This is a genomic window from Deltaproteobacteria bacterium HGW-Deltaproteobacteria-2 (genome assembly GCA_002840505.1).
GTDB lineage: Bacteria > Desulfobacterota > Syntrophia > Syntrophales > Smithellaceae > Smithella.
Genome location: PHBC01000001.1, coordinates 464,929 through 490,973 on the forward strand (window position 1 = coordinate 464,929; position 26,045 = coordinate 490,973).

At 43.7% G+C, this 26,045-nt stretch carries 26 protein-coding genes; 2 read left to right on the forward strand and 24 right to left on the reverse strand.

Annotated features, from left to right (window positions below):
* Positions 1-88 precede the first annotated feature (88 nt).
* The 7 genes from CVU62_02175 to CVU62_02205 all read right to left on the reverse strand — a co-directional run bounded on the left by CVU62_02175 (position 89) and on the right by CVU62_02205 (position 8,171).
* Entirely contained in the window at positions 89-1,642 is a 1,554-nt protein-coding gene (locus CVU62_02175) for a hypothetical protein (GenBank protein PKN39026.1), read from the reverse strand.
* Positions 1,643-1,701: 59 nt separating this feature from the next.
* The gene (locus CVU62_02180; protein PKN39447.1) at positions 1,702-2,709 is read right to left on the reverse strand and encodes a methyltransferase; all 1,008 of its coding nucleotides are present in this window, start codon (positions 2,707-2,709) and stop codon (positions 1,702-1,704) included.
* 27 nt (positions 2,710-2,736) lie between these two features.
* On the reverse strand, positions 2,737-4,755 hold the full coding sequence (locus CVU62_02185; GenBank protein ID PKN39027.1) for a hypothetical protein: 2,019 nt from the start codon (positions 4,753-4,755) through the stop codon (positions 2,737-2,739).
* A 23-nt stretch (positions 4,756-4,778) separates the two neighbouring features.
* Complete coding sequence (locus CVU62_02190) at positions 4,779-5,474, reverse strand: vitamin B12 dependent methionine synthase (GenBank protein ID PKN39028.1); 696 nt, start codon at positions 5,472-5,474, stop codon at positions 4,779-4,781.
* Positions 5,475-5,502: 28 nt separating this feature from the next.
* Entirely contained in the window at positions 5,503-6,696 is a 1,194-nt protein-coding gene (locus CVU62_02195; protein ID PKN39029.1) for a hypothetical protein, read from the reverse strand.
* A 68-nt stretch (positions 6,697-6,764) separates the two neighbouring features.
* Positions 6,765-7,412, reverse strand: a complete 648-nt coding sequence (locus CVU62_02200; GenBank protein PKN39030.1) for a cobalamin-binding protein — start codon at positions 7,410-7,412, stop codon at positions 6,765-6,767.
* 81 nt (positions 7,413-7,493) lie between these two features.
* Positions 7,494-8,171 carry a hypothetical protein gene (locus CVU62_02205; protein ID PKN39031.1) on the reverse strand — a complete coding sequence of 226 codons (678 nt, stop codon included), beginning with the start codon at positions 8,169-8,171 and terminating at the stop codon, positions 7,494-7,496.
* A 430-nt stretch (positions 8,172-8,601) separates the two neighbouring features.
* On the opposite strand from CVU62_02205, the gene CVU62_02210 reads away from it, so the two are divergent.
* Positions 8,602-9,918 (forward strand): 4Fe-4S ferredoxin, encoded by a 1,317-nt coding sequence (locus tag CVU62_02210; GenBank protein ID PKN39032.1) that lies wholly within the window; start codon positions 8,602-8,604, stop codon positions 9,916-9,918.
* Between the two features lie 107 nt (positions 9,919-10,025).
* On the opposite strand, the gene CVU62_02215 is transcribed toward CVU62_02210, so the two are convergent.
* The 17 genes from CVU62_02215 to CVU62_02295 all read right to left on the reverse strand — a co-directional run bounded on the left by CVU62_02215 (position 10,026) and on the right by CVU62_02295 (position 24,184).
* Positions 10,026-10,373, reverse strand: a complete 348-nt coding sequence (locus tag CVU62_02215; protein ID PKN39033.1) for a hypothetical protein — start codon at positions 10,371-10,373, stop codon at positions 10,026-10,028.
* Between the two features lie 240 nt (positions 10,374-10,613).
* Positions 10,614-11,846, reverse strand: a complete 1,233-nt coding sequence (locus tag CVU62_02220; GenBank protein ID PKN39034.1) for an MFS transporter — start codon at positions 11,844-11,846, stop codon at positions 10,614-10,616.
* A gap of 169 nt (positions 11,847-12,015) precedes the next feature.
* On the reverse strand, positions 12,016-13,770 hold the full coding sequence (locus tag CVU62_02225; GenBank protein PKN39035.1) for an oleate hydratase: 1,755 nt from the start codon (positions 13,768-13,770) through the stop codon (positions 12,016-12,018).
* Between the two features lie 173 nt (positions 13,771-13,943).
* Positions 13,944-14,780 carry a short chain dehydrogenase gene (locus CVU62_02230; protein PKN39036.1) on the reverse strand — a complete coding sequence of 279 codons (837 nt, stop codon included), beginning with the start codon at positions 14,778-14,780 and terminating at the stop codon, positions 13,944-13,946.
* A gap of 213 nt (positions 14,781-14,993) precedes the next feature.
* The gene (locus CVU62_02235) at positions 14,994-15,488 is read right to left on the reverse strand and encodes a hypothetical protein (GenBank protein ID PKN39037.1); all 495 of its coding nucleotides are present in this window, start codon (positions 15,486-15,488) and stop codon (positions 14,994-14,996) included.
* A 361-nt stretch (positions 15,489-15,849) separates the two neighbouring features.
* Entirely contained in the window at positions 15,850-16,422 is a 573-nt protein-coding gene (locus CVU62_02240) for a hypothetical protein (GenBank protein PKN39038.1), read from the reverse strand.
* On the reverse strand, positions 16,391-16,831 hold the full coding sequence (gene nusB / locus CVU62_02245; protein ID PKN39039.1) for a transcription antitermination factor NusB: 441 nt from the start codon (positions 16,829-16,831) through the stop codon (positions 16,391-16,393). Before nusB ends, CVU62_02240 begins: the two co-directional genes overlap by 32 nt.
* 185 nt (positions 16,832-17,016) lie before the next feature.
* On the reverse strand, positions 17,017-17,481 hold the full coding sequence (locus CVU62_02250) for a 6,7-dimethyl-8-ribityllumazine synthase (protein PKN39040.1): 465 nt from the start codon (positions 17,479-17,481) through the stop codon (positions 17,017-17,019).
* Positions 17,482-17,523: 42 nt separating this feature from the next.
* Positions 17,524-18,726 (reverse strand): bifunctional 3,4-dihydroxy-2-butanone-4-phosphate synthase/GTP cyclohydrolase II, encoded by a 1,203-nt coding sequence (locus tag CVU62_02255; GenBank protein ID PKN39041.1) that lies wholly within the window; start codon positions 18,724-18,726, stop codon positions 17,524-17,526.
* Positions 18,727-18,744: 18 nt separating this feature from the next.
* Complete coding sequence (locus CVU62_02260; protein ID PKN39042.1) at positions 18,745-19,374, reverse strand: riboflavin synthase; 630 nt, start codon at positions 19,372-19,374, stop codon at positions 18,745-18,747.
* A gap of 3 nt (positions 19,375-19,377) precedes the next feature.
* A complete protein-coding gene (locus tag CVU62_02265; protein PKN39043.1) occupies positions 19,378-19,839 on the reverse strand; it encodes a transcriptional regulator NrdR in 462 nt (153 codons plus the stop codon).
* Between the two features lie 30 nt (positions 19,840-19,869).
* Entirely contained in the window at positions 19,870-20,355 is a 486-nt protein-coding gene (locus CVU62_02270; protein PKN39044.1) for a cytidine deaminase, read from the reverse strand.
* 38 nt (positions 20,356-20,393) lie between these two features.
* Complete coding sequence (gene glyA, locus CVU62_02275) at positions 20,394-21,647, reverse strand: serine hydroxymethyltransferase (GenBank protein ID PKN39045.1); 1,254 nt, start codon at positions 21,645-21,647, stop codon at positions 20,394-20,396.
* A 51-nt stretch (positions 21,648-21,698) separates the two neighbouring features.
* Positions 21,699-22,943 carry a beta-ketoacyl-[acyl-carrier-protein] synthase II gene (gene fabF / locus CVU62_02280; protein PKN39046.1) on the reverse strand — a complete coding sequence of 415 codons (1,245 nt, stop codon included), beginning with the start codon at positions 22,941-22,943 and terminating at the stop codon, positions 21,699-21,701.
* Positions 22,944-22,966: 23 nt separating this feature from the next.
* Positions 22,967-23,203: an acyl carrier protein gene (acpP, locus tag CVU62_02285; GenBank protein PKN39047.1), complete on the reverse strand. Its 237-nt coding sequence runs from the start codon at positions 23,201-23,203 to the stop codon at positions 22,967-22,969.
* A gap of 233 nt (positions 23,204-23,436) precedes the next feature.
* A complete protein-coding gene (locus CVU62_02290) occupies positions 23,437-23,622 on the reverse strand; it encodes a 50S ribosomal protein L32 (protein PKN39048.1) in 186 nt (61 codons plus the stop codon).
* A 19-nt stretch (positions 23,623-23,641) separates the two neighbouring features.
* Complete coding sequence (locus CVU62_02295) at positions 23,642-24,184, reverse strand: hypothetical protein (protein ID PKN39049.1); 543 nt, start codon at positions 24,182-24,184, stop codon at positions 23,642-23,644.
* A gap of 321 nt (positions 24,185-24,505) precedes the next feature.
* Between CVU62_02295 and CVU62_02300 the strand changes: the two genes are divergently transcribed.
* Positions 24,506-25,906 carry a glutamate--tRNA ligase gene (locus CVU62_02300; GenBank protein ID PKN39448.1) on the forward strand — a complete coding sequence of 467 codons (1,401 nt, stop codon included), beginning with the start codon at positions 24,506-24,508 and terminating at the stop codon, positions 25,904-25,906.
* The last annotated feature ends 139 nt before the right edge of the window (positions 25,907-26,045 follow it).

The window sequence follows — 26,045 nt, forward strand, 5'->3', positions numbered from 1 at the left end:
TTCTGATGACTGTTTATAAAATAAATTTTCAGTCCATTGGACGCCACAGTGAGTATCTCAACATAGAAATAATCGCCTCAGTCAAGAACTAGAAATTCAGCGCCGCGATGAACTCTCGTTCGAAATCGGGATGACGCACAAGATCGACCTCTTGAATTTTGTCACGCAACAGATAGGAATTGGTTATGAATTCTTTATCAAGACAGGCCCCTTCGGCAGCCTTCAAACTGGTATTGCCTAAAAAATGATATTGTGCCGAGAGAAAATCAGGAATAAATTTCAAACGGCGGAGATTACCTGGTTCAATATTTTGACCAAAAGTGCCGGCAACTATAACGTGTTCAATATCTTCTGGTAAACAACCTACCTCTCTCAATAAAATATTAGCCGCGGCAAGGCTTGCACCTTTGGCCAATTGAACGCTTCTAATATCTGCCTGGGTCAATGCTATATTTCCCCATAAATTAATCTGTTTGCCCTTCGCAGTGTGTTCATATCGCATCGGAGCAGGAAGGATTCTGGTTTCGATCTGGGGATGAAATGATCCACTCGAGGTCAGATGACCAGTCTCAAGGAGAACGGAGAGAAGATCGATGACGGCTGTGCCTGTTATTCCGACAGGCGATCCATTAGGGATCATTTCATATTCCAAGATATCTTGATTCAGCCGAATGTGAATAATGGCTCCTGAATCAGCCGTCATACCACAACTGATATTCATGCCCTCCAGAGCCGGTCCCATGGCACAGGAGGCGGCCGCAATTTGACCCGAGGAATTAATCAGGAACATCTCACCATTGGTTCCCATATCGATAAAAAAAGTATTCCTGCAAAATCCTTCTGTATGGCACAGGGTAAGTCCTCCGACTAAATCGCTGCCCAGGAAAGCGGAAGCAGCCGGCAGAGCCAGCACTTGAGCGTTGGGAAAGATATTATGACTATCGATATCTTCCGGTTTGAATCCATGAAAATCGAGGCGTTGAGCCTGATAGGGATAAATACCCATGGAAGTCACATCCAGGCCGAAAAGAAAATGCAGCATCGTGGTATTGCCCGCTATGATCAATTGCCGTATTCTCTGCGGCGAAAGGTTGACAGACTTGAGGATGTCTACCATGGATGCATAAATGCGTTTGCGTATGATCCGGATTAAATCTCGGAAAACACGCGGCTCATGCGCTGCTGCAATTCTTGAAATGACATCATGACCATATCTTCTTTGGGGGTTAAAAAAACTGTCCAGCAGGTAGCTTTTTTGGTGCAAGGGATCAACCAGCGCGACCTGAATAGTTGTAGTACCAATATCAACTGCCATACCATAATCGGCATGAACATCAAGAGAAGGGCAATGTGCAATGGTAACAGGCGGCTTCTCTTGGACATGAACGCGCGCATTTCCGGTAATCATGGTCTGACAAGCCAGACGATAGCCCGGCTGATCGTGGAGCACTTTTGCTTCCATATCAGTTTTTCCCGAAAGCCGCCCTTCTACTTTAACCTTGCATTTCCCGCAGACTCCTTTACCGCCGCACGGCATAATAAGAGGAACACCTTCATCCACCAAGGCATCTGCCAAGAGCGTGTCCTCGGAAATGTTTACCCTTGTTGCGTCAGGTAGAAGAGTGAGAGTATATGCTTTCATTTCATAATCATCCTTCTTCAATTTTTGATCCCATCATGATTAAGAAGAGCATGCGAGATTTAGTTTTTCGATGCCTGCCGGTCGTATTCATCAACAGCGGCAAAGAAAGCTTCTATACTACTCGTCGGCGTCCCGGGTGGTATATCACAGCCTGAAGACAGCACAAAATTACGGTATTCGGACATACACTCAAGTAGCGCTCTTGTTTTGTCCTTAATTTCTTCGGGAGTTCCTTGTTTGAAAACCGTTGCCGGGTCAAGATTTCCAAAAGCCAGGATGTGTTGCGGAATTTGGGGCATAATATCCGTCATGTTTACGGCATTTCCGAAGTGGAAGCCCTGCGCCCCGGTGGAAAGCATGGTGGGAACGAGTTTTTTCGTATTGCCGCAATTATGAAGAACAACTGTGAAGTTCTCATCTTGTACCGCTGCTACAATTCGGCTGACATAACGCGATGAAAATTCCTCGCACTGCGACGGGGATATGAGGCCCGCGGCCGGTTCAGCAATGAATATGCCTTGAGTGCCGGCAGCCTTATAAGCGTTGGCATAGCTAATCAGAAACTGGGTGCACTTCTCCAGCACTATATGCACCATACCGGGGTTGCTTAAGAGGTTCATAAATATTTTGCTCATTTCTCCCAATCGCCCAGCCAAAGAGAAAGGACCGATATGGCAGCCAAAAACAGGCCTGTCAAGAATGGCTGCAGCAGCGCGCTTTGCCGCATCCAGGTAGACTGCTGTTCGGCCGGCACCTACGTCCGGTATCGTGAGAGCCAATGCTGAGGATTGATCGGATACGAGTTGTCCAATCACCGTGGGAGTTTCGTTCTCGGCATATTTCACCTGAGCGCCAAAGGCCTCGGCCTCGACCGACAGGTCCATGATGGTGACAAAGCCAGCCGAAGGGTAGCGGTCTGCCAGGGCTTGCATGCAGTGCGATTGTTTCTCGCCGTCCTTGACCACATCCAAAACGTTCATGCCTGTCAAGGACAAGCCAACATAAGTCATGATCGGGAAGGCGAGTCTTTTATCGGACCGGATTATGTTTTTCCTCCATTGTTCCATGTTTGTTTTCAATCTATTCCTCCTTATTTAACCGTTTGCCAGTTTGGGTCTGCCGATGGCGGTAGCCTTGATCTCTGTGCCTAAAAAAAATCCTCCACTAGGGACACCATTACCTGAATCAATGATCTGATCCTTACGACTGATATGAACTTGAACAGCGGACGCTCCGGCATACCGTGCATGCTCATCAGCTAAGCTACGTGCTTCTTCAGTAGCATAGGCAATGGCCTCTTCAAAGTTGTCAAAGTCCTGAATGCCGACAGGCAGGTGAACACGAAATCTTTCCGGAGCAAGAGGTTTAATGAAAGCACGTAAGGTTTGCATAACGCTGCCAGCCACGGCACCAACGGCATTAGCGACTTCAGCATGGTCGGGGATAATAAGCTGCGTATGCATCTTTTCGGCAACAGCCGGGAAATAAGTACGTACGGGAGCTCCGATCGCCACCAATGGCCGACGTAAGGTTAAACTCACCCCCATCAAGGTATCGAGATCATCCTGGCCAGCCAATGCTTGATCAACCAGAAGGCGGCCAAGCGAATTTTTACCATTCATGTTCATGTGATACCCTTCGGCCAGGGCGGTAGACACAATTGCCTTCCCTGCTTGTACGGTTATTTGATGTACTACCTTTTGGCAAAGGTCGCGGATCTGCATGATCGACACTGAAGTGCACTTTCCTGCTTGTCGCGCCATGAGTTCGGCTCCCAAATTCGCTCCTTCTAACGACCATTCTTGAATGTACCCCAAGGCGTGCGCGGCATCTGTGGGTGTGAATCCGCTGATCACCACCAGGCCATGCTCAACTAACCGTTCCAAGGCATATGACTTAAGCATGGTCACCTCAGACTCAAGTAGCAAATCCAAAGCTACAGGACCATCTGCCAAAGCTTCCCACACCATAGTCTGAAACGGCGTAAGGTTTTCCCGAGCAACATCCAATGGTCTTTGGCGCAGGGCAAACTGCCCGTCATGAAGCTTGAATGATGCTTGAGACACTTGTTGACGTAAGGCAGCGAGGACTGCCGGATATTGATGGGCCAAAAGACTCAAGGGAACCATGCGGGTAGGACCGAGAAACATATCTCCGGATTTATCCCAGGTAATCTGGCTGTCGCCGCCCAATCCGGACGTGTGCACCGACACAGCCTCCACCATGGTTTTCCATCCGCCGATGATTGCCCCTTCTTCATTAAGTATGGGTTTACCTGCACGGAGGATGGCGATGTCGGTCGTGGTACCTCCCATGTCCGCCACAAAGACATCTTCCATTTTCGATAAGTACCGCGCCCCAACCACGCTCGCGGCCGGACCGGATAGAATTGTCTCCACCGGGTGTTCCAACGCTACGCTAGCCTTTATAAGGGAACCGTCTCCCTTAACTACCATGAGGGGCGCATGGATAGCCTTCTCAGACAACATGTCCTGCACCGCCTGTATGAGTTGTTGCAGTAATGGAATGAGACGGGCATTCAAGACGGTTGTGAGCGCCCGGCGTGGTGCGTTGAGGTTTGAAGTTAGTTCGTGTCCGCAGGTAACCGGCAAACCGGTCAGTTCACGCACCATATTGCGCACGGCCAGTTCATGGCTGGGATTATAGACACCTAAATAACCCGACACGGCAAAAGCTGCCGTATGGCCGGCATGCATAGTAATCGCCTGACGTGCCGCATTCAGATCAAGAGGCCTCTGCTCTTCACCCGTGATGGTATGCCCACCATCTATGAAAACCACCGGGTCGCTTCCCAAGGCCTGGCTAAGTCCCTCACGATCCAAGGCATCCGGTGGATACCCCAGAAGTAACAGGCAGACAGGACATCCTCGTCCTTCAACCACGGCATTAGTTGCTAATGTCGTTGAAAGAGAGACCAGATTGATTTCGGGGGGTGGATCAGGCAAGGCCGCTTCCACAGCGGAACGGATGCCGAGATAGAGATTATGTTTGGTCGTCAGAGACTTACCAAAACCGATAACTCCTTTTTCATCATCAAGCAGGGCGGCATCGGTATAGGTGCCGCCGGTATCAATACCAAGAAGAATAGCCATACACTCTTTGTCTCCGGTTGAATCTATGCATCACACTCTTTGTGATCAGCTGAATGTGCCAGCGATTTTTGATATGGAGCTCTACGACCCGGACATTTTTCCAGGGGACATAATTGACAGTTGACAAACCCTTCATCAGAAGCAAAGAAGATCCCTGACATGGATTTAAGCGGTTTCATCATGAGACCTTCCGTAAGAGTGACCCCAATCTTAACAGCATCGTCTCCGAACAGATGAAACAGATTCTGCTGTTCCTGAATCGGCCAATCAGTCAATGATCCGGGATTCATTGCGGATAGATTCCGGGGTTGATAGCGTTGCTTAATTGATGTTTCCAAGGCATGTATTGCACTACCGAGAGCAAAGTCTTGAATCGTATTTACCCAATACTTCTGAACAATATCGGTAAACTGCTGCGACCATTCTTCCATCTCTGTGCCGCAAGTACACAGGAAGGGGAGCACGATGTCAGACTTGCCCAGATTGTTTTTTAAGAGACGGCTATGCAATAAAATTGCATCAATCTCTACTACATCCTCGTCGGGATATTTAGCTAATGCAATTTTATATAAAGCTTTCGGTCTGCCAATTCGCATGGCATCGGTCGCCAGCTTGGTTACAGTATCAATTGCAGAAGGATTATTTTGCAGTCGCAAGCTATTTACCAATAGATTCACATCAAGTACGAATGGGATTTCATCTATGATAACTTTATCCATAACCGTTACATCCTTTACATCGCAGCTATTAATAGTATCCGTATTTGTATACAGAATTAATCAAAGCCTTAAGGTTTTCCGGACGGGAATTGGCTGGAATTTCACACCCGCCAGCCAGAATAAATCCTCCGCCTTTGCCTACCTCTTCAATCAGGCGATGACAATATTCATCCACTTCCTGAGGACTGCCCATCACCAGTCGCGAGGCGGATACGTCACCGAAAATACACATGCGATCTCCGATCTCTTCCTTGGCACGGAAAATATCGGTCATACCATCCATTTGCAGGATGCATTTCTTAGCAGGCAGGCGGCGCATGATCTTGAGGTTCTTCAGCCAATCGCCGTCGCAATGGAGTATCGGTGTGATTCCGGCATCGATCAGCCGATTGATAATAATCTCCATACTGGGGAAAGCCAGATTTTCGAAATGCCGCGGAGATATGAAGCTATTAGATGTACGGTGCAGGTATAATTGTACCCTTGGTATACCCATCAGCTTGGCCGTGAGGATCGCGAACGCCGCATACCCGTCTGCAAGTTTGGTAGCCGCTTTTCCGATCTTATCAGGTACATTGAAGAGGTCTTTGGAAAAGTTTATTACATTTCTGCCTTGAGAAAAAGTATCAAACGGCATTTCAGCCTGATAGCCCATTTGCACCGCCAGTCCCTGCTTCTCCCACCACTTGAAGTCGCGCCTCCAGAACACAACCTGGCCAAGGAGGCCTGTAAGCACTTTCATAGATAATCGGGGAAGACCATATCCCTCAACGTCCAGACTGAAACGCGGAAGCATCTTCAAGCGAAAAATGAGGTCACCCCAATACTTAGCGCCCCAGGATGTATCGTTCAAAATCTCATCATAATCTTCCGGCCGCATGTACTCAATTTCTTCGGTCTGCACAACATCATCGAGGGGAAGATCCACCCCCGGCCACAGCGATCGCATCATCATCACAAAAGTATACACGAGGCGTGAGTAAGGATTGATATTGTAGTAAATATCCCAGGGTCCAAGATCCGCATAAACCTTATGCATCACTTGCTTGTATGTCTCAGGATTTCTCAGGTATTCGCCCATGCTCGTACCGGTATGGTAGGGTGCATAATAGTAAATCATCATGGAAACCGGCACGCGATCCGGTTTTTCACACTTAATAACCTTTTCAAGCCGCTCATCGGCGGTCATCGAATCTTTATCATAGAGCTTCTTTTTCTGCATACGGCCTCCTCATACACATTTATTAGTATTGAGATATACTCAAACGTTATCTTATATTTTGCAGATGGCTAGGCGCCGGCAAATGATTGAATAATGCGAATACCTTCATAACCATCCCAGGTTTGCGCATCTGCCCCTATTTTTTCCGCCAGGTCTTTTGAGGTCGCGCCTCCGCCAATAATTACCTTGACACCTTCACGCAACCCATTTTCTTTGAGCAGTTCGACTACCTGGGCCATATATGGATAGGCGGTAGTGATCAAAGCTGACATACCGAGGATTGTCGCACCGGTTGCTTTTACTTTATCGATAAAACTTTCAGGAGGAACATCTTCGCCTAGGTTATAAACTGTAAAACCAGCTGCTTCAGCCAGGATACAAAAAATATCTTTTCCCAGGGCATGGATATCTCCCTTAGGGGTTCCGATGACAATTGTTCCCAGATTCCTTTGACCATCGCCGAGCTTCAAGTGCGGTTTAATCATGGAGCTAATCTGCTTGAATATTTCTCCGGCCATGACCAGTTCGGGCAGGTAATAGTCGCCGGCTTCAAACTTCTTTCCGACCTCTTCCATGCACTGCTGGCATGCACGCAGGAAATCATGGGGCAAACAGCCTGACTCAAGCAGTCTCTCCGCCTCTTTAGTTATTGAATCCAGATGAAAAGAAAAAAACTTCTCCTGAAAAACATCGAAAGCATCCTTGTCACTCGCCATTGCCTCTCCTCCTTATTCAATTCAAAGATATTTTATTAAAATTCATCCAGTACATTCTGGAATGATAAACCAAAAGAATAATTAACTTTTTTTTCTGGATATTTTTCTCTTTTTCAGACTATCTATAATTTCTGCTTTTACCTTGCCCGGCAGGAGATATCTTGCCATATTTTCAATCAATACCTGTTCTATGGGCATCCTCTTCTCCAGCATTGACATGTAAATGTAACCTTCCACAGAGAGGAGAAGTAAAAGAGCCAAAGAAGATTCTTCAAGTTCGGCATTTAGATATCCGGAGTCCTTGCCTTGTCGAATAAGCGCCTCAAGTTGACGGAGTACTTGTTGGTAATAGCCGTTTACTCTATCCTTGAAATTTTCGAGTGGTTTATTAGTGTTGTTATGCAGCGAACCGAAGTGAACAAGCCGGTTCAATAGATTTTGTTGATTGAATAAAGCGACAAATTTCCGCATGTATTGGAATAGTTTTTCTTCAAAGGGATCATTGGAATCCAGCGTAGCCTGTAAGAGTTCACAATACGGAACCATGCAGCGGTCAATAAGTTCGTTAAAAAGTGCCGCTTTATTGTCCCAATACCAATAAATTAATGCCTTACTGTATCCGGTATCGGCAGCAAGATCGTTCATGCTGGAATGATCATATCCTTTGATAGAAAAGACCTTTAACGCAGAATTAATAATTTCCTCCCGGCGCTGAGTTTCTTTGAGATTTCTCCTCAGACCCATGGTTTTCTGTTTCATATAAAATCCTCCGCAGGAATAATATAGCCAACTATTATACTGAACGTTCAGTATAATAGTTTTTGTAGGATACAGAAGACATGTATATTTGTCAATAAAAAAATAAACCTAAATAATAACTGAAAAAACAACATATTTTTTATGCTAAATAACAGATTTTATAACGTTTTTAATATATTGCTAATCGAAAAAAAATATTCCTTGACTTGTAGACGACCGGTCCAATATGTTGATAAATATGTCAAAAGCATAATTACCATTCATGGATTTTTACAAAGGTACATCCGTTGATGGTGACAAACGTAAAGTCAATTGATGAGATACTGCGTATACCTTTAACGGCGGAAAAGGTATAATTGAAACGGTTGATCTTCAACTTCTTACTATGTGTTAAACCCGTAGAAAAATTCTATATAAAAGGAGCTTGATTATGGGACATCTAGTTGGAAAAGACATTTATAAAAAACTGGGAGAGAAGATTGATAATTTAACGGTCAAGGCACCCTGGAATGATGCCGTTTACAACATTTTTAAAACTCTCTACACACAGGATGAAGCCGAAGTTATTGTAAAGATGCCTTATGTTTTATCAAGTTTCAACCGTATTCAAAAAATAACAAAAATTGAGCCCACAAAATTACGAAAGATACTGGAGAGCCTATGCGTCAAAGGTCTGGTTATCGATATCTGGGCCAACAATACCTACAATTATATGATTTCGCCAATGCTCATCGGCGTATTCGAATTCACAATGATGAGAAATAATCCTGATCTTAATTCCAAGGAATGGGCTAAATTATTTCATCAATATCTCCAAGGTGATGGCGGACCTTTATATGCAGAAAACAGCAAAGAAGGACATAAGATATCCTTTGCCCGGACACTCCCTCATGAAGGCACTATTCCGGATGAAGACCATGTCGAAGTTCTGGATTACGAAAAGGCCACATCAATTATTAAATCGTTTAATAAATTTTCAATCGGGCTGTGTTCCTGCCGGCACGAAAAACATCATATTGATGAAAAAAAATGCGATATCCCTCTGGATACATGCACTTCATTTGGTTTTGGAGCGGACTATCTCATCCGGAACAATCTGGCAAAAGAAGTTTCTAAAACACAAATGCTTGAGCACTTTGCCCGGTCAAAAGAATTGGGCCTGGTTTTTAATGCGGACAATGTGCAGAAAAATATAACCTTTATCTGCCACTGTTGCGGCTGTTGCTGTAACATATTGCTGGGTATTTCCAAATTTGGCTATCCTAATTTCGTCGTAACATCCAATTACATCGCCGAAATCGATGAAAAATTATGCAATGGCTGCGGTAAATGCGCTAAAGCCTGTAAGATCGACGCCATTCAAATGGTTACCATTGAGAAGCCCCTAACCAAAAAGAAGAAGGATGCCAAAATTAATAAGGAGTTCTGTATTGGCTGCGGAGTATGTGCTCTTGCCTGCCCCACAAAAGCAATGAAACTTGTGAAACGCGACAAGCGTGTTATTACGCCGGAAACTGTCTTCGAAAGAATTATCCTGCAATCATTTAAAGCCGGTAATCTACAAAATCACATTTTCGATAATCCTCAGAGCAAAACACAGGATTTCATGCGTGGTTTTGTGGGAGGATTCCTCAAAATACCATCTGTTAAAAAGGCTCTCCTAAGCGATGCCCTGCGTTCCACCTTTCTGGCCACGATGAAAATAGGCATACACTTACAAGGGAAAGGATGGATAACAAAATTATAATCAAACCATTAAGCACCAACGTTGTCCGTGTACTTTTTGACATGAGATGATCTTGGGATTTTTTTTATTTATGACAACAGAAGTCCGCTTTTCGGGTAGCCAACACCTCATCGAGGTGATTGACCGATAAGGAATCTATTAACAATAAAGCCAAAACGCCCGTAAAAAGCAAGATTGTCTTCTTTTGAGTTTTCCAGATAGGCCCAACACTTTTCACGGTCACAAATATGTAGTGTCGGCATCATCAATGCCATGCCTGCACTCTTGCCATGATATTTAGAAACCACCACAATGAACTGTAAATAATAATGCCTTTCCTTGGGATGGCATCTTTCAAGCTTATCCATTACAGATAACAGACGTAACAATTCCTTCCAGCTTACTGCATGAATCATTTTGGACGAAAGGTCAATTGCTTTACATAGCTGACCTTCGATGCCCCCAGCGGATACCATAATGCCGCTCCGGTGAGATCTTTTGTCGTAAGCACCTTTTCATGCTGCAGGCACAAATCTGATATTCATGTATGAAACAAGAGCTCTGGCCCTCGAGTTTTTTTTCATCCTTACGGATTATCCAGTTGACGATAGGATCATCATCAAACGCCATCACAAGAGACGCAACTAAGCGATCGGTGCTGCGCAAAAGGCCTTTCTAATCTTGTCATTCAATGCATTCATTTCTTTGAAAACCTATTATTCAACGATTTCATAACTGTCTATTCGCCGAGCCATGAATGCAAATGCCCCAATCACGCAAAGAAGACCGCCTAGAAATAACGTGTGCGGGGTTCCCAGTTTGGCGGACAGCACACCGGCCAGATAACTTCCCACAGTGGCTGCACCCGTAAATATCATGGTATAGCAACTCATGATTCTTCCCCGTTTGCTTTCTTCGATGATGGTTTGTATGAATGAGATAGTGGCTGCCATAAGCATCATCATGCAGGCACCTATAACCGCCGCCACAACCATTGACAGGATCAGATTTCTGGAAAATGAAAGCGCAATGATGCCTATGCCGAATAAGGCGGTTGTAAAAGCGATCACTATATCCATCCCCGAATTATTTTTCTTGGAACCGAGGAATATGGCTCCAATGAGCGCGCCCGCTCCGGATGCCATCATGAGCATCGAAAAAGTATGGGCGTCACCCCGCAACAGATCTCTGGCTATTACCGGCATGAGAACCGTATATGGCCATCCCGATAGGCAGACCAGCCCGTAAAGAAGCAATACGTTTTTGACAGGTTGGAATCCGAACGCATACGCAAAGCCTTCCTTCATCTCGCGGAATAATCCGGTATTTTTAGTTCTTTTACTTGTGGATATGGTTTTCATCATAACAAGCGAAGCAATTACGGCAATATAACTCATCCCATTGATTAAGAAGCAGAGCGCCTCTCCACTGTAGGTAATAATTATTCCGGCAATAGACGGGCCGATCAATCTCGCACTATTGACAATTGTGGAATTGATTGCCATAGCGTTGCAATAATTAGTTTTATCGCCAATAAGTTCCGGCAGAAAAGCCTGGCGGGCGGGCATTTCGAAAGCGTTAATGACACCGAGAAATACATTGAGGAGAATGATAATACCAACGGAGATATTTTCCGTATAACAACAATACGCAAGCATCAGAGCTTGAATAAGGCTGAGAATTTGCGTAGCCATCACTATACGATAGCGATTCCATCGATCAATGAGCACTCCGGCAACCGGGGCTATGATAAAAGACGGGGCAAGTCCGGCAAAGACAACCAGCCCCAACAATAATGTAGATCCGCTCCTCTGATACACCAGCCAGGGAAGGGCAATTCTCTGTATCCAGGTTCCAATGAGCGATATGCCCTCCCCGAAAAAAAAGAGCCTGAAATTCCTGCAACCGAGAGTTCGGAAAATAGCTTTTATTGCATTATCCCTTGCCATAATACATCTACCAGCGGCTGTCGTTTTTTTGTTGAAACACCAGCAAACCTAACATGTACCGCCTTCTATTGATTCACACCCTATAACCGGTTTTCGCACATATTTACTCTAATTAAAGTGTATACCGGGTTTTTCAACCCGGCATATAAATAGAAATAAAAAATTATCTTCACAGCCAGTAAAGGACTTTGATCCAATTCCAAACATTATGCGTTCCACGATAAATAGGCGTGATTTCCTTGTTCACATGGAGGAGTTTATACACGGCTGTCTGTGCTGTCTTTGTGGAATAGGAAACCATGAAGACCGTATCCTCCGGCATTTCGGTGAATTCACCGATCAATGCCAAATTCGTGGACCGATCCGGTATGACTGGGGGACGGTCGTACTGATTCCTCGGCAGGAACATGCTGGTAACATAGGGAAGCATGAATGGGATACATTCCGAGGATTTCAATATCTCCGGCAATTCATTCATAAAGCCGAACTGATAGCACATTTCAGTCAATAACTCTTCTCCAGTGCATTCCCCCATCTTCTTCTTCACATATTCGCCCTCGTTATCTCCCTTGAGCGCATACGCCATGATGATGGTCGTGTCCTTATCCTGATTTCTCACAAAGGGCTGCCACGGAATATGCACGATCAGGTTCCATGGCGACTCGGGAAAAATAACCATGTGCTGTTCCCCAAATCTTTTATTTTTAGTGAACTTCATGATCAAGTCTTCCAGCAATTTACCTTTGGTGGTGACGTTGAAGACCACGAATTTCGAGTGGTCGATACTATTGGTAAAATGCAATGGATTTCCCAAGCCGGGCTGTTTCTTGGCCATGTTTTCCCAGAGCGTCCAGGCACCATCAACCTTGTTTTTCTCCAATATCGGAGCGATATGCATGGAGCCTTCCCGTGAATCAGCGGTCTTCGAACCGATACTGATAAACACAAAATCGTTGTAATTAACCATAATATCCTTTTGCACGCCATTTTGTATATAATGGATTTTTTGTACCGTCTTTTCGTCGATGGTCGGCTTGAAATCCACATCCGTGACCTTACAGCCCATGTCGAAATTTACCCCCCGTGTGCGTAGCCACTTCACGGTCGGCACCACTACTGCATCATAACTATTATACTCTGCATTCATGCCGGTCTTTTTTAAGTCTGAGAGGGTATCAAGAGATTGAAAAAAGTTTCTCACATAACGCCTCATTTCAGTCAAACTGTGCCATTGCTGAAATCCGAAGACGGAAGAGAACATGTACCAAAAATTTGATTTGAAGAAGGATGGCTGAAAATATTCGCCAATTCTTTTATCATGGTATTTGTCCTCAGGGGATGAGATCAATACGAGTAAATCCCATTTATCGCCCATCGACAATCCGAACTTAAAATGGTCGATCCTCCGCTGGTCTTTCCCCACCAGCCTCGTGATGGAATTGAGTTTATGGGTGGCCCAAAAATCGTCTAATTCATCAGAAAGTGTCTTTTTGACTTTATAATTCTTTAGCGCTTCACCATCACCCCCTAGTTTTTCCATCGCCTGCTGATCGGCCAGAGAGGGAATTCTGGTGAGCCAGGCCCGATAAGCCCGATGAGCTTCGGGATCTAGGAGCCTTGCGCCGCGGGCGGCATATGGTACATTATGGGTACCTCCTTTTGAATCCAAGGCTCCACCCGCTACATTTAATTCTTCTAATATATGGATGTTTTTGCCAGGGATATTTGCATCCTGAATGGCGTACACCGCAGCAGCTAATCCAGCTAGGCCACCGCCAACAATATAGATCTGACTATTCGCAGTTACTGGGGCTTGGGTAACTTGAGTAACTGGGTGGTGGGTGCCAAAATATCCTTTAACTGAGAAAAACACAATTATGATCCCTATTAGGAGACATAATAAAATTATCCCTGTTTTCTTCATACAAACCTCCTATTTTCTTTATTAGTTACAATGTAACGAAATTGAGATTCTTCTTTACGCTTAGGTATGACCTGCATGGTGACCTTGGCAATGCCTGTCCGCTGAATGCAAAGTATAAGTCCCAGAATGTACTCAGGAAATATATCTGAGTACAGGTTTCATTCTTCATGTGATCAATCTCCACCTAAACCCAGTATTTTATCCAGGATGCCTCGTGAGTACAGAAATGCATTGACATTGAAGAATGTGTTCGGTGCCATCCTCTTCATGAACCAAAGAAACTTTGCATCCGGTTGAGGAAGAACGTACAATTTATTTTTTTTTATGGCCTTGAGAGTGGAGGCGCATATACTTTCTACTTTGCCGAAGGAGAATTTGTTGAAAAAAGCCTTTGCCATCTTTAACTGGCGTTCATCAGCACATCTCGCCTGATCCATGAGGTTTGACTTAAAGAATGTCGGGCATACAACAGTGACCCCTATATTACTTTTCCTCAGCTCAATGCGTAGGGTCTCTGATATAGATATAACCCCTGCCTTTGCCGCGCTGTATGGGGACATTTCGGGCAAAGAGACAATCCCAGCGGACGAGGCTACATTCACAATATGCCCCCATCCTTGTTTCTTGAAGATGGGGATAAATGTCCTGCACCCGTAGATGACGCTCATAAGCATTATATCGATCTCGAAATTCCAGTCTTCCAGAGGAACCTTCTCCATGAAACCTACAACCGGGACACCAGCATTGTTAATGATGATGTCTATCGTACCCCACGTAGAAATCACAATATCGGACAAGGCCTGCACTTTTTCTGGTTTTGTGACATCGCACTCGACGGCAAGGCCATTTCCCTTTCCGTTCATGAGTCGTACAGTTTCATTGGCAGTTTCAAGATTTATATCGCTGACAGCAACCCTCCAGCCTAGCTTGGAAAAATCGAGTGCGAGCCCGCGGCCTAACCCACTGCCGGCGCCTGTAATAACAACTGTCTTTGTTTTGAACCGATCCATGAAAACTCCTTTTAAGTGTGTTTCTTCGTGCGCAGATCAGCGGTTATAGATTTTTAAACGTTGCGTTTTTGACCTGTTTGTAAAAAATATACTATTGTAATATCCATAAAATGCTCTCCTATAATAAATAAAAATTAGGGCAGAAAGCTTCATTTTCCCCAAAACACCAGAGACGGCGATAATAAAAACATTCTGGAGTCACCAAGGGCTCCATTACTTTACAACAATCTCCTTCACTGTAACGGACGCATTTATTAACAAGACACTTATGATTTTCTTGATCTTGTCCACGGCCTTTTCCGGATTATTGGTTGCGTCCACGATCAAAGGCCTGAGAATTGCTTCAAGGAAAGCTATTTGTTTGTTGTATTCGTCGGGTTCATCAAATGCCAGAAGCATGCTGTTTTCATAAAGTTCGTCGTGTTTTTTCCAGTAATTCACAGTCATGTCAAAAAGATCGCTGATGCTTTCAGTAGAACTGGTCCGGCGGAGATACTCAGCCACGTTTTCATCGCCGATCCAGGCAATCATATGGGTGAGCATGTCTTCTTTGGAGGAAAAATAATGGTAGAGCGCTCCGGTAGATACGCCGCTCTTGGCGGCAATTTCTTTCATACTTATATTATGATAACACTTGCGGGTGAATAAACGTAAACTTTTTCCCAGCATCTCTTGCCGGTGTTCATCATGATTAAAGATGTTCGGCATAGGTAATCCTTTATATTTTATATTGAACGTTCAATATAAATAGTTATAGCCCATACAAAAATTGTTTGTCAAGAGGTATTTTAATTTTTAAAAAATCTTATCTTACTGATGGGAAACCGGATATTAAGAAAATCAATCCATTCACTTTGAAAATGCCGCACAACAACTATTGGGACGTGGGAAATTGTATCGGGAAAATATAGAATATCGAGGAAAAGATAAAACAAAAGGATAAAAATGCAGAACTATAAATATATTGTCAAGCGGATTTACCACTAGGCACATCGCATGGCTTGACATTGCACCTTCCAAATCGTAAGTCACGGAGTCAAGACTTTTTAAAATCGTTTCTTTGTTGGTATTACTGTACAAAACTGTTTTCCAGCGCGCTGATATCCACAGCTCCTTTATCGTTTACATTGTTTTTGAATTGCTGAATGCCTAACGAAACTTCTTGAAGATGGGTCCCGGATGTTACTATACAACAAGCCATGTTGGAGATTCTTTCTACATCTTCTGATAGAAAATCAAAGATTCCGGTAACCATTGCTTCCACAATATTCGCAGTGACAAGACCGGTTCGATCTTCCCCGCAAATTTCGAAAGCAAAGCTATGTCTGGACATTCCATAAACGGATTCCGCAATGAGATAAGCGGCATTATAAATTTTATCGTAACTTATATCATGACTATTTCCTAAGCCAAAGAGAAGCAGCATTTCGGCGCCAATGCGCTTAGGAAATGGAATTACAATCTTTTCCTTAAATTCTCCGCTGATGTTTCCCTGCTTTATTTCTCTGGAAATCATGCCATTGAGACGCCAATCAATAAAACCACTTGTGCCACGAGGCGGTTTTTCATCAGCGAAAAGGCCCAGCACAAGGCATTCATGTTTGGGAAGGTCAGGCTTTTCTGTCGAGATGGTTAGTTGCATTTTTATTATTTAATTGCAGATTAAGGGCATCCAATATGCCGTTAATAAAAGAACCGGAGTTTTCCGAACCAAAAGTTTTTCCCAGATCGACAGCTTCATTCAAAGTAACTTTCGGGGGGATATCATCACAATAGAGAAATTCAAAAACTGCCAGACGTAAAATATTTATATCTACTCTGGACATGCGCCCTAGAGACCAGTTATCCGAACAACCGGCAATAAGTTTATCCAGTTCCTCCTTATGTTCGCATATGCCTTGAACCAGAAATGCCGCAAATTCTTTAGCCGTTTTTGGAGCAACAAAGTTACCCCAGAAAAGATCTAAAGCCTCTTGCACATCAACATTCACAAAATTAAGACCGTAAAGAACCTGTAAGGCAATTTCCCTTGCCTTTCTCCGCCCACGCATTTATTCCATAAACCTCAAAGAACCATTATTCCAATTCTAAATCAACGCGCTATCTTTGTCAGCATTGTCGTCGGCTTCCTCAACGTATTAGTAATACGCCTCGTCACCTCATCCTTGCCGCCCCGATATCATCCTTGATTAGAAATGGCATTAGATTACCACATTCTCATGGTGGCAATTCAACATTAAATCTTTTTAAATAAGTCAACTATTTCAATTGCCGTCATAGCCGCATCGGCGCCTTTATTTCCAGCTTTAGTACCCGCTCGCTCAATCGCCTGTTCAATTGTATCTGTCGTCAATACGCCAAAAATAACAGGGACTCCCGTTTCTAAACCGACACTGGCAATACCTTTGGATACCTCGGCGCTTATATATTCGAAATGTGGAGTTGCGCCGCGAATTATGGCACCCAGACAAATTATGGCATCAAAACGACCGCTCTTTGCCAGTTTTTTCGCCGTCAACGGCAATTCAAAAGAACCCGGAACCTTATAAATAGAAATGTCTTTTTCTTCTGTGCCGGCTCTCACCAAAGCATCAATGGTTCCTTCAATTAATCTACTGCAAATAAAATCGTTAAAACGGCTGGCCACGATGCCAAACTTCATTCCCTTGGCGACGATTTTTCCTTCAATTATTTTCGGCATTGTTTATTACCATCCTTTATTAAATTTCTTAACAGTCCGGGTTTATATTTTCAAAAGATGCCCCATCTTTTTTTGCTTTGTTTTCATGTAATGTATGTTTTTCTCGTTAGGATCTATCTCTATTGGAACGCGTTTGGTGATTTCAATCCCATATCCTTCCAATCCGACTATTTTTTTAGGATTATTGGTTAATAAACGCATCTTGCGCACTCCCAAATCAACAAGAATTTGTGCTCCAATTCCATATTCCCTTAAATCCGGTTTAAATCCAAGCTCTATATTGGCCTCAACCGTATCCTTGCCTTCTTCCTGCAGAGCATAAGCTTTAATTTTATTAGCCAGACCAATTCCTCTACCTTCCTGACGCATGTAAACTATAACGCCTTTTCCTTCTTTTTCCACCATGCTCATGGCGCGATGGAGTTGATCGGCACAATCGCATCTTTGAGAACCAAAAATATCTCCGGTAAGGCATTCCGAGTGAACTCGTACGAGAACCTCATCTTCTTCTTTAATATCTCCTTTAACTAAAGCTATGTGCTGACCCTCATCAACGTCGTTTTCATAAACGATAATTTTAAAGTCACCTCCGAAACGGGTGGGAATTGTAGCCTCTGCCATTCGCCTGATAAGTGATTCGTTCTGCATTCGATAATCAATGAGATCGGCAATGGTAACGATTTTTAACTTATGTTCCCGGGCAAATACTTCCAGATCAGACATTCGGGCCATCGTACCGTCATCTTTCATTATTTCGCAAATCACACCGGCAGGTGTCAAACCGGCCAGACGGCATAAATCAACTGACCCTTCCGTCTGCCCTGTACGCACTAACACGCCACCCTCTTTGGCTGTGATGGGAAAAACATGTCCGGGACTGACCAAATCTTCCGGCTTGGCCTGTGGATTTACAGCGGCCTGAATTGTTGTTGCCCTATCAGCCGCAGATATACCTGTTGTCACACCGTGCTTCGCTTCAATAGAAATGGTAAACGCTGTCCCGAAGCGAGCCTGATTATCCTGAACCATTTGCTTTAGATGGAGTTTATCTGCAGTTTCTTCATTTAGGGTTAAACATATTAGACCCCGGCCATAACGAGCCATGAAATTGATTGTCTTTGCCGTAGCAAATTGCGCTGCCATGCAAATATCGCCTTCATTTTCCCTGTCTTCATCATCAACAAGAATAATCATCTTCCCGTTTTTGATATCTTCAATTGCTTCCTGAATAGTGCTTATTGCCATTTTATTACCTTTGCTTATTTAAAATCCATGTTGCGTTAAAAAATTTTTATCTATTCCCTGCGGAGTTTGTAATAATTTTTCAACATATTTGCCTAAAATATCTGTTTCAATATTGACCAAATCGGCTTCTTTTTTTATCACTAAAGTGGTGTTAGCCGCCGTGTGGGGAATTATATTAACATAAAACCGGCTTTTTTCAAGTTTGTTCACGGTAAGACTAATTCCATCTAATGCTACAGATCCTTTTTCCACAATATAACGGGAGACATTTTCATTCATTTCCACAGCCATAATCAGCGAACCGGACTTCTGCATAAGGGAAAGAATCCTGCCTGTGGCGTCAACATGACCCAAAACAAAATGACCACCGACAAAACCGCCCACGCGCAGTGATTTTTCCAGATTAACCTTATGCCCCGCTTGTAATAATTTAAGGGTTGTTCTGGAGAGTGTTTCCGCCGAAACATCTGTCTGAAAAATCTGCTGATTTTTTGATGTGACGGTAAGACAGGCACCATTGACGGCAATACTGTCGCCGATGGAAACTTCAGCAAGATTTATTCCTGTTTCAATTTCCAAAATAGCATCGGCGCCTTTCATTATCAGACGCTTTACCTTGCCCAATCCCTCCACGATACCCGTAAACATAATCTATTTTTTACCTTTGCTTAATAAATCCTTCAATTCGGACATGAATTCACCGACATCGCGAAATTGACGGTAAACCGAAGCAAACCGTACATAGGCAACGCCATCAAAAACTTTGAGCTCATTCATTATCTTTTCTCCAATAAGCGTCGACGAAATTTCTTCTAACTGCATTTCCTGACAGGCCTGTTCCACATTTTCAACAACTTTATCTATCGAGTCCATGCTGATCGGACGTTTTTCGCAGGCTTTTTTGATGCCATTCAATATTTTTTGCCGATCGAATTGTTCGCGGCGGCCGTCTTTTTTTACGACCATCGGCAGAACGTCTTCTACATATTCATACGTGGTAAAGCGCTTTGTACAACCCAGACATTCCCGGCGGCGTCGGACAGCCTTACCATCCTTGCTTATTCGCGAATCAATAACCTTATTTTCCGTATGACCACAAAATGGACACTTCATTGTTTTACTTATCTTACTTTTTTCTCGAGTTTAGATTTGCTTGACGCTTATTCCCGCTTCTTTAAGCATCTGAGCGGCCAGTTTATCATGATAGCCGTCGCGAATAACTATGCGTAAAATCCCGGCATTGATAATCATTTTAGCGCAGATAACACAGGGATGATTGGTGCAGTACAAAGTTGACCCCTTGGTGCTAACTCCATGCAGCGCCGCTTGAATGATTGCGTTTTGTTCCGCATGCAGTCCACGACACAATTCATGACGTTCACCAGAAGGGACTTTAAGCTGCTCGCGCAGACAACCGATATCAAGGCAATGCTGCAACTTGGAGGGAGCGCCGTTATAACCGGTAGCCAGAATCCTACTGTCGCTCACCAGCCCGGCCCCTACTGCTCTACGACAACAGGTACTGCGTTTCGATACAAGTTCGACAATATCCAGAAAGTAATTGTCCCAACTGGGCCTTTTTTTATTTTTCTGAGGTGAACCGTCCGGAGGTAATTTTTTAGTGGCCATAATTGCACTTTTTATCAGAACTTATTTCCCAAATCTTTTTATAGGCTTTTAATTCTCTGCTGATAAAGAGGAAACCGATCGCAAAGAATTTTTACCTTTTCAGCAACAGCTTTAATTTTAGGCTCATTATTAATGTCTTTAATCACATCAGCCATGTAGGAAGCAATCAAACGCATCTCGTTTTCCTTCATGCCTCTGGTTGTCACTGCAGGAGTGCCGACTCTTATTCCACTAGTTACCTGAGGCCCCTTGGTATCAAAAGGAATGCCATTTTTGTTAACAGTTATTGAGGCGCGGTCGAGCGCATCCTGCGCGTCCTTGCCGCTGACATCCTTATCGGTTAAATCGACCAGCATCAGATGATTATCCGTTCCGCCGGAAACAAGCCTGAATCCCTGATTTTTTAATTCATCCGCCATTGCCTGTGCGTTTTTGATTATCTGCCTCTGATATTCCTTGAATTCCGGTTGAAGCGCTTCTTTGAAAGCGACAGCCTTAGCAGCAATCACATGCATCAACGGGCCGCCCTGCATGCCGGGAAAAACCCTGCTGTTGAGAGTCTTCGCGTACGCCTCCTTGCACATCACCACACCACCGCGCGGACCGCGCAAAGTTTTATGAGTTGTGGTTGTGACATATTCGCAAACAGGAACAGGAGATGGATGCAATCCCGTGCAGACAAGTCCGGCGATATGCGCTATATCAGCCATAATTACTGCGCCGACTTCATCGGCGATTTTGCGGAATTTTATAAAATCAATCGTCCGCGGATAAGCGCTGGCGCCGACAATAATCATTTTGGGTTTATGTTCCCTGGCTAATTTTTCTACTTCATCGAAATCAATTGTCTCTGTCTCCCTGCTGACTCCGTAGGGAACAATCTTATAAAATTTGCCTGAAAAATTGGCCGGGCTGCCATGAGACAAATGCCCGCCATGAGACAGATTCATTCCCAGAATCGTATCTCCCGGCTGCGCTACGGCAAAATATACGGCCATATTCGCCTGCGTTCCCGAATGCGGTTGAACGTTGACATGATCGGCCCCGAACAGCTGTTTACAACGATCAATGGCAAGACTTTCCGCGATATCCACGTATTCACAGCCACCATAATAACGTTTCCCCGGATAACCCTCCGCGTACTTGTTGGTCATAACGGAGCCCTGCGCTTCCAATACCGCTTCACTGACAAAATTCTCTGAAGCAATCAGTTCAATTTTTCCTGCCTGCCGATTGGTTTCCAGATCGATGGCACGGCTTATTTCCAAATCAACCTTTTCTAAAAAAGACATGAAAAGTATTCTCTCTTTCGCTTTTAATTTCTAAAATGAAATATTATCATCTCAGCCGATATACTTCTTAAATAATAAAACTCCATTTACACCGCCAAAGCCAAAAGTGTTGGACATGGCTGTATTTATTGCTTTGCGTCGGGCGACTTTAGGCACGTAATCAAGATCACATCCTTCACCGGGATTATCCAGATTTATCGTGGGCGGAATGATGCCCTCCTGAAGAGCTTTGATCGCAAAAATGGCTTCCACTCCTCCCGTAGCTCCCAGCATGTGACCGGTCATGGATTTCGTAGAACTGACCATGAGCTTTTTGGCGTGCTCTCCAAAGAGAAAGTTTATGGCTTGAGTTTCATATAAATCATTGAGCGGTGTTGATGTACCGTGAGCATTGATATAATCGATGTCTTCAGGATTTAAACCGGCGTCTTTTATCGCAATCCGCATACTGCGCGCAGCACCCTCATGACCGGGCGGTGGAGCAGCCACGTGAAAAGCATCGGATGTGCACCCATAACCGGCAAGCTCCGCGTAAATATGAGCGCCTCTATTGAGAGCAACAGATAATTCCTCCAGAATAATTATACCGCAACCCTCTCCGATGACAAAACCGTCACGGTCTTTATCAAATGGACGGCTGGCTTTCTGCGGCTCATCATTTCTCTGCGAGAGTGCCCGCATAGCGGCAAAGCCACCTACAGCTAATTTTGTTATGGCTGCTTCGACGCCGCCGGTAATCATTATATCGGCATCTCCATGGGCAATGGTTTTATAAGCATCGCCAATAGCCGATGTTCCAGCGGCACAGGCAGTGACGGCACAATTGATGGGACCTTTGGCTCCAAATCGAATAGAAACATGACCGGATGCTAAATTGGCAAGAATTGCCGGAACTATAAAAGGAGGAATTTTGCGGGGATTATTATGACTAAGTAAGATTTGAAATTCTTCTTCTAACGTTGACAGACCGCCGATAGCAGAACCGATTATTACACCGGTACGCACCGAAAGTTCCGGGCTGATCGTCAATTTCGCGTCAGCCATAGCCATTTCCGAAGACGCTACAGCATAAAGAATAAAGTTATCGTAGCGGCGGATTTCCTGCTTATTAACAAATTGCGACGGATCGAAATTTTTTATTTCGCCGGCGATTCTGGATTTATAAGAACTACTATCAAACTTGGTGATCGGGCCGATACCGGATTTACCCGTAACTGCGCCATCCCATGATTCACTGACTGAGTTTCCCAAAGGAGTCAGCGCCCCAAGACCTGTTACAACAACACGCCTTTTCATTGGTTAAAATCCTGCACGGCAAACTAATTGATGCCTTTTTGTTTAAGAAAATCAATTACATCTTTAATTGTAACAATTTTTTCCAGCTCTTCGTCAGCTATCTCCACACCAAAGGCTTCTTCCATCTCCATAAGTAGCTCAACAATATCTAAAGAGTCTGCGCCCAAATCATCAATAAAAGAAGCTTCTAAAACGCATTGCTCCTTTGTTACATCCAGTTGATCGATAACAAGTTTAATGACTTTTTCTTCTAATGTCATGCAAAATCCTCCTCCAGCCTATTATTCGTAAAACTCCAATTCTGAAAAAGACCGCGAACATTTTTTATCACAAAAAACATCCGGCTTACAGTTGGGAATAACCGGCGCGGCCTAAAAAATTTCTTCAAATCGTAAATTCCGGCAATGAGTAACTGCCGATACCTGCAATACCGTATATTCCGCCTTGTAACACACGCGCCACCTTAAAGATATTGTTATTCTTTTTTATAAGACTAGGCATTCTTTTCTGCTTTTTTGTATTCCCTGCCCTTATAAGTTTCACATGTCGGGCAAACGCGATGAGGCAGTTTCGGCTCATTGCATTGCGGGCATAAAGACAATGAAGGTGATTTTAAAAAATCATGAGCTCTTCTTTGATTACGCCTGGTTTTGGAATGTCTCTTTACCGGATTTGGCATAAATTATCCTTCTTTATAGTTAATTTTTTACTCTAAAATTTTTTAACACAGCCATACGATTATTAACAACATTCAGATGGCAATTACAAGAAGAAGTGTTCAAGTTAGTGCCGCAGTGCAGACATAAACCTTTACATTCTTCACTACAAAGTGCCTTCATTGGTATCTGCAAAATTATCTGTTCACAGATAATAGGCGCAAGATCAATAAAATCACCTTGATAATAACTTATTTCCAGTTCTTCCGGCGTCAGCTCTAAATCTTCCCTTGTTTCAGCTTTCGCGGGAGTCAACGTATAAGCGAAATCGCTGCCAATGGGCAGGCTTGCACGCTCCAGACAACGGCTGCAACAAATATCAATAAGCGCGGAAAAGAAACCCTTAATAAAAATAGTGCCCGAAGTCATTGTTATCAGACAATTTACGTCAACCTTTTCCAAGACGAAATCAGGCTTTTCGCTATCCTTGAAACAACTTTGAAGCCAGGCGTCTCCTTCGGAAAATACGAAGCGCTGCCCTTCTTCCGGAATGAGAAACACGTTAATTTTCAAAGAATTAGCCATCTAAAGTCTGCTGCCTTGTAAATACTTTGTCCGATTAATTAATCGAGGAAGTAAATTATAATTTTCCCACCTTGTCAAGTATAATTTGCTAATTTTACCGAGAGATTAAATAGAAAAAGTTTAAATTGTTTTAATCATCTGCATCATCTTTCGGCTTCATAAGCCTGCAAATGTTCAAGATAAAAGCCTCTTTTTGTATTTTAGAGGCAATAGAGAATTCCATTTATTAACAAAATTAACGGATTGGTAAAAAAATCATGTTACTTGACAAAAGGTCAATCTAAATCCTATAAGGCTACAAAAAGTAAGGAAAATAAAATGATGGAAAAAATCAGAACCCGTTTCGCACCTTCGCCAACCGGTTATTTGCATATCGGCGGAGCGCGAACAGCTCTTTTTAACTGGCTTTATACCCGCCATCACGGCGGAGAATTTGTTTTGAGGATTGAAGATACTGACCAGCAGCGTTCCACTGACGAATCAACAAAGGCGATTCTTGATGCTATGACATGGTTGGGTCTAAACTGGGATGAGGGACCACATTTTCAGGCACAGCGTGTCGATATGCATCGCGACATGGTGCAAAAGCTCATCAATGAGGGAAATGCTTACTATTGTACTTGTACTTCTGAAGAGTTGGAAGAAAAAAGAAAACAAGCCCTGGCGACAGGTAAAAAACCGAAATATGACGGTACCTGCCGCGACAAGAATTTAAAAAAATCTCCCGGTAGTGTTGTACGCTTCCGAGGTGAGCAAACAGGCGTAACTATTGTTGAAGACCTCATCAAAGGCGATATAAGTTTTAATAATGATGAGCTGGATGATTTGATTATAGAACGTGGCGACGGGTATCCCACCTACAACTTTGCGGTCGTTGTCGACGACGCACTTATGAAGATTACACATGTAATCCGTGGCGATGACCATGTTAACAATACACCTCGCCAGATTTTGATGTATAAGGCGCTTGGTTTTGATGTACCAAAATTCGCTCATGTCCCCATGATTCTGGGATCGGATAAAGCACGCCTGAGCAAGCGCCACGGCGCAACTTCGGTGATGGCCTATAAAGAAATGGGTTATCTGCCGGAGGCGCTGGTCAATTATCTGGTACGCCTGGGCTGGGCTCACGGGGATCAGGAAATATTTTCGCAAAGAGATCTGATCGAATTCTTCGATCTGGACGCCGTCGGCAAATCACCTGCTGTTTTCAATCCTGAAAAACTTCTCTGGTTGAACGCACACTATATAAAGGAAGCGCCTACTGAAAGATTAAGCGAAGAAATGAAACCTTTATGGCCTGCCGGAATTGATACAGGCGATGCCGACTTTACTCGGAAAGTAATCACCGATTTACAGCCACGGGTAAAAACTCTGGTGGAACTGGCCAATATGGCTGATTTCTATTTTACCGCTGAAATTAAATATGAAGAACAGGCAGCTAAAAAATTCCTGACATCCGATGTCTCGCCCTATTTGAAGGCATTGGTCGAAACGATTCCTTCCATGCAGAATTTCAGCAAAGAAGGTCTTGAAGAATTTTTAACTAATTTCACATCAGAGAGAAACATAAAGTTTAAAATAATTGCTCAACCACTGCGGGTAGCATTGACCGGAAAAACAGTAAGCCCCGGCATTGACGAAGTAATGGTTACTTTAGGAAAAGAATGTGTATGCAGAAGAATTCAAAACGCAATAAATTATATCGAAACGCACAATTAAATTTTTGTATTTTACAGATATACTGATAAAGTCAAGGCTTTCCCAATTTTACCTTGACTTTTGTTCTTCGATTAACTAGATATTCACGCTCAAACTTTGCGGGGAAATAATCTGACGACAAACTTAAGACTCTCAAAAT

What these genes read in the sequence shown, in the direction of transcription:
- CVU62_02205 (PKN39031.1), bottom strand. Translation starts at nt 8,171, where the DNA reads ATGAAACAGAAAACCATGGGTCTGAGGAGAAATCTCAAAGAAACTCAG.
- glyA (PKN39045.1), bottom strand. Translation starts at nt 21,647, where the DNA reads ATGTCTTTTTTAGAAAAGGTTGATTTGGAAATAAGCCGTGCCATCGAT.
- CVU62_02190 (PKN39028.1), bottom strand. Translation starts at nt 5,474, where the DNA reads ATGGATAAAGTTATCATAGATGAAATCCCATTCGTACTTGATGTGAAT.
- CVU62_02290 (PKN39048.1), bottom strand. Translation starts at nt 23,622, where the DNA reads ATGCCAAATCCGGTAAAGAGACATTCCAAAACCAGGCGTAATCAAAGA.
- CVU62_02260 (PKN39042.1), bottom strand. Translation starts at nt 19,374, where the DNA reads ATGTTTACGGGTATCGTGGAGGGATTGGGCAAGGTAAAGCGTCTGATA.
- acpP (PKN39047.1), bottom strand. Translation starts at nt 23,203, where the DNA reads ATGACATTAGAAGAAAAAGTCATTAAACTTGTTATCGATCAACTGGAT.
- CVU62_02270 (PKN39044.1), bottom strand. Translation starts at nt 20,355, where the DNA reads ATGGCCACTAAAAAATTACCTCCGGACGGTTCACCTCAGAAAAATAAA.
- CVU62_02230 (PKN39036.1), bottom strand. Translation starts at nt 14,780, where the DNA reads ATGGATCGGTTCAAAACAAAGACAGTTGTTATTACAGGCGCCGGCAGT.
- CVU62_02250 (PKN39040.1), bottom strand. Translation starts at nt 17,481, where the DNA reads ATGCCGAAAATAATTGAAGGAAAAATCGTCGCCAAGGGAATGAAGTTT.
- fabF (PKN39046.1), bottom strand. Translation starts at nt 22,943, where the DNA reads ATGAAAAGGCGTGTTGTTGTAACAGGTCTTGGGGCGCTGACTCCTTTG.
- CVU62_02185 (PKN39027.1), bottom strand. Translation starts at nt 4,755, where the DNA reads ATGGCTATTCTTCTTGGTATTGATACCGGCGGCACCTATACCGATGCC.
- CVU62_02235 (PKN39037.1), bottom strand. Translation starts at nt 15,488, where the DNA reads ATGCCGAACATCTTTAATCATGATGAACACCGGCAAGAGATGCTGGGA.
- CVU62_02215 (PKN39033.1), bottom strand. Translation starts at nt 10,373, where the DNA reads ATGGTATCCGCTGGGGGCATCGAAGGTCAGCTATGTAAAGCAATTGAC.
- CVU62_02200 (PKN39030.1), bottom strand. Translation starts at nt 7,412, where the DNA reads ATGGCGAGTGACAAGGATGCTTTCGATGTTTTTCAGGAGAAGTTTTTT.
- nusB (PKN39039.1), bottom strand. Translation starts at nt 16,831, where the DNA reads ATGCGTGGGCGGAGAAAGGCAAGGGAAATTGCCTTACAGGTTCTTTAC.
- CVU62_02195 (PKN39029.1), bottom strand. Translation starts at nt 6,696, where the DNA reads ATGCAGAAAAAGAAGCTCTATGATAAAGATTCGATGACCGCCGATGAG.
- CVU62_02180 (PKN39447.1), bottom strand. Translation starts at nt 2,709, where the DNA reads ATGGAACAATGGAGGAAAAACATAATCCGGTCCGATAAAAGACTCGCC.
- CVU62_02225 (PKN39035.1), bottom strand. Translation starts at nt 13,770, where the DNA reads ATGAAGAAAACAGGGATAATTTTATTATGTCTCCTAATAGGGATCATA.
- CVU62_02300 (PKN39448.1), top strand. Translation starts at nt 24,506, where the DNA reads ATGGAAAAAATCAGAACCCGTTTCGCACCTTCGCCAACCGGTTATTTG.
- CVU62_02255 (PKN39041.1), bottom strand. Translation starts at nt 18,726, where the DNA reads ATGGCAATAAGCACTATTCAGGAAGCAATTGAAGATATCAAAAACGGG.
- CVU62_02175 (PKN39026.1), bottom strand. Translation starts at nt 1,642, where the DNA reads ATGAAAGCATATACTCTCACTCTTCTACCTGACGCAACAAGGGTAAAC.
- CVU62_02295 (PKN39049.1), bottom strand. Translation starts at nt 24,184, where the DNA reads ATGGCTAATTCTTTGAAAATTAACGTGTTTCTCATTCCGGAAGAAGGG.
- CVU62_02240 (PKN39038.1), bottom strand. Translation starts at nt 16,422, where the DNA reads ATGCAACTAACCATCTCGACAGAAAAGCCTGACCTTCCCAAACATGAA.
- CVU62_02220 (PKN39034.1), bottom strand. Translation starts at nt 11,846, where the DNA reads ATGGCAAGGGATAATGCAATAAAAGCTATTTTCCGAACTCTCGGTTGC.
- CVU62_02265 (PKN39043.1), bottom strand. Translation starts at nt 19,839, where the DNA reads ATGAAGTGTCCATTTTGTGGTCATACGGAAAATAAGGTTATTGATTCG.
- CVU62_02210 (PKN39032.1), top strand. Translation starts at nt 8,602, where the DNA reads ATGGGACATCTAGTTGGAAAAGACATTTATAAAAAACTGGGAGAGAAG.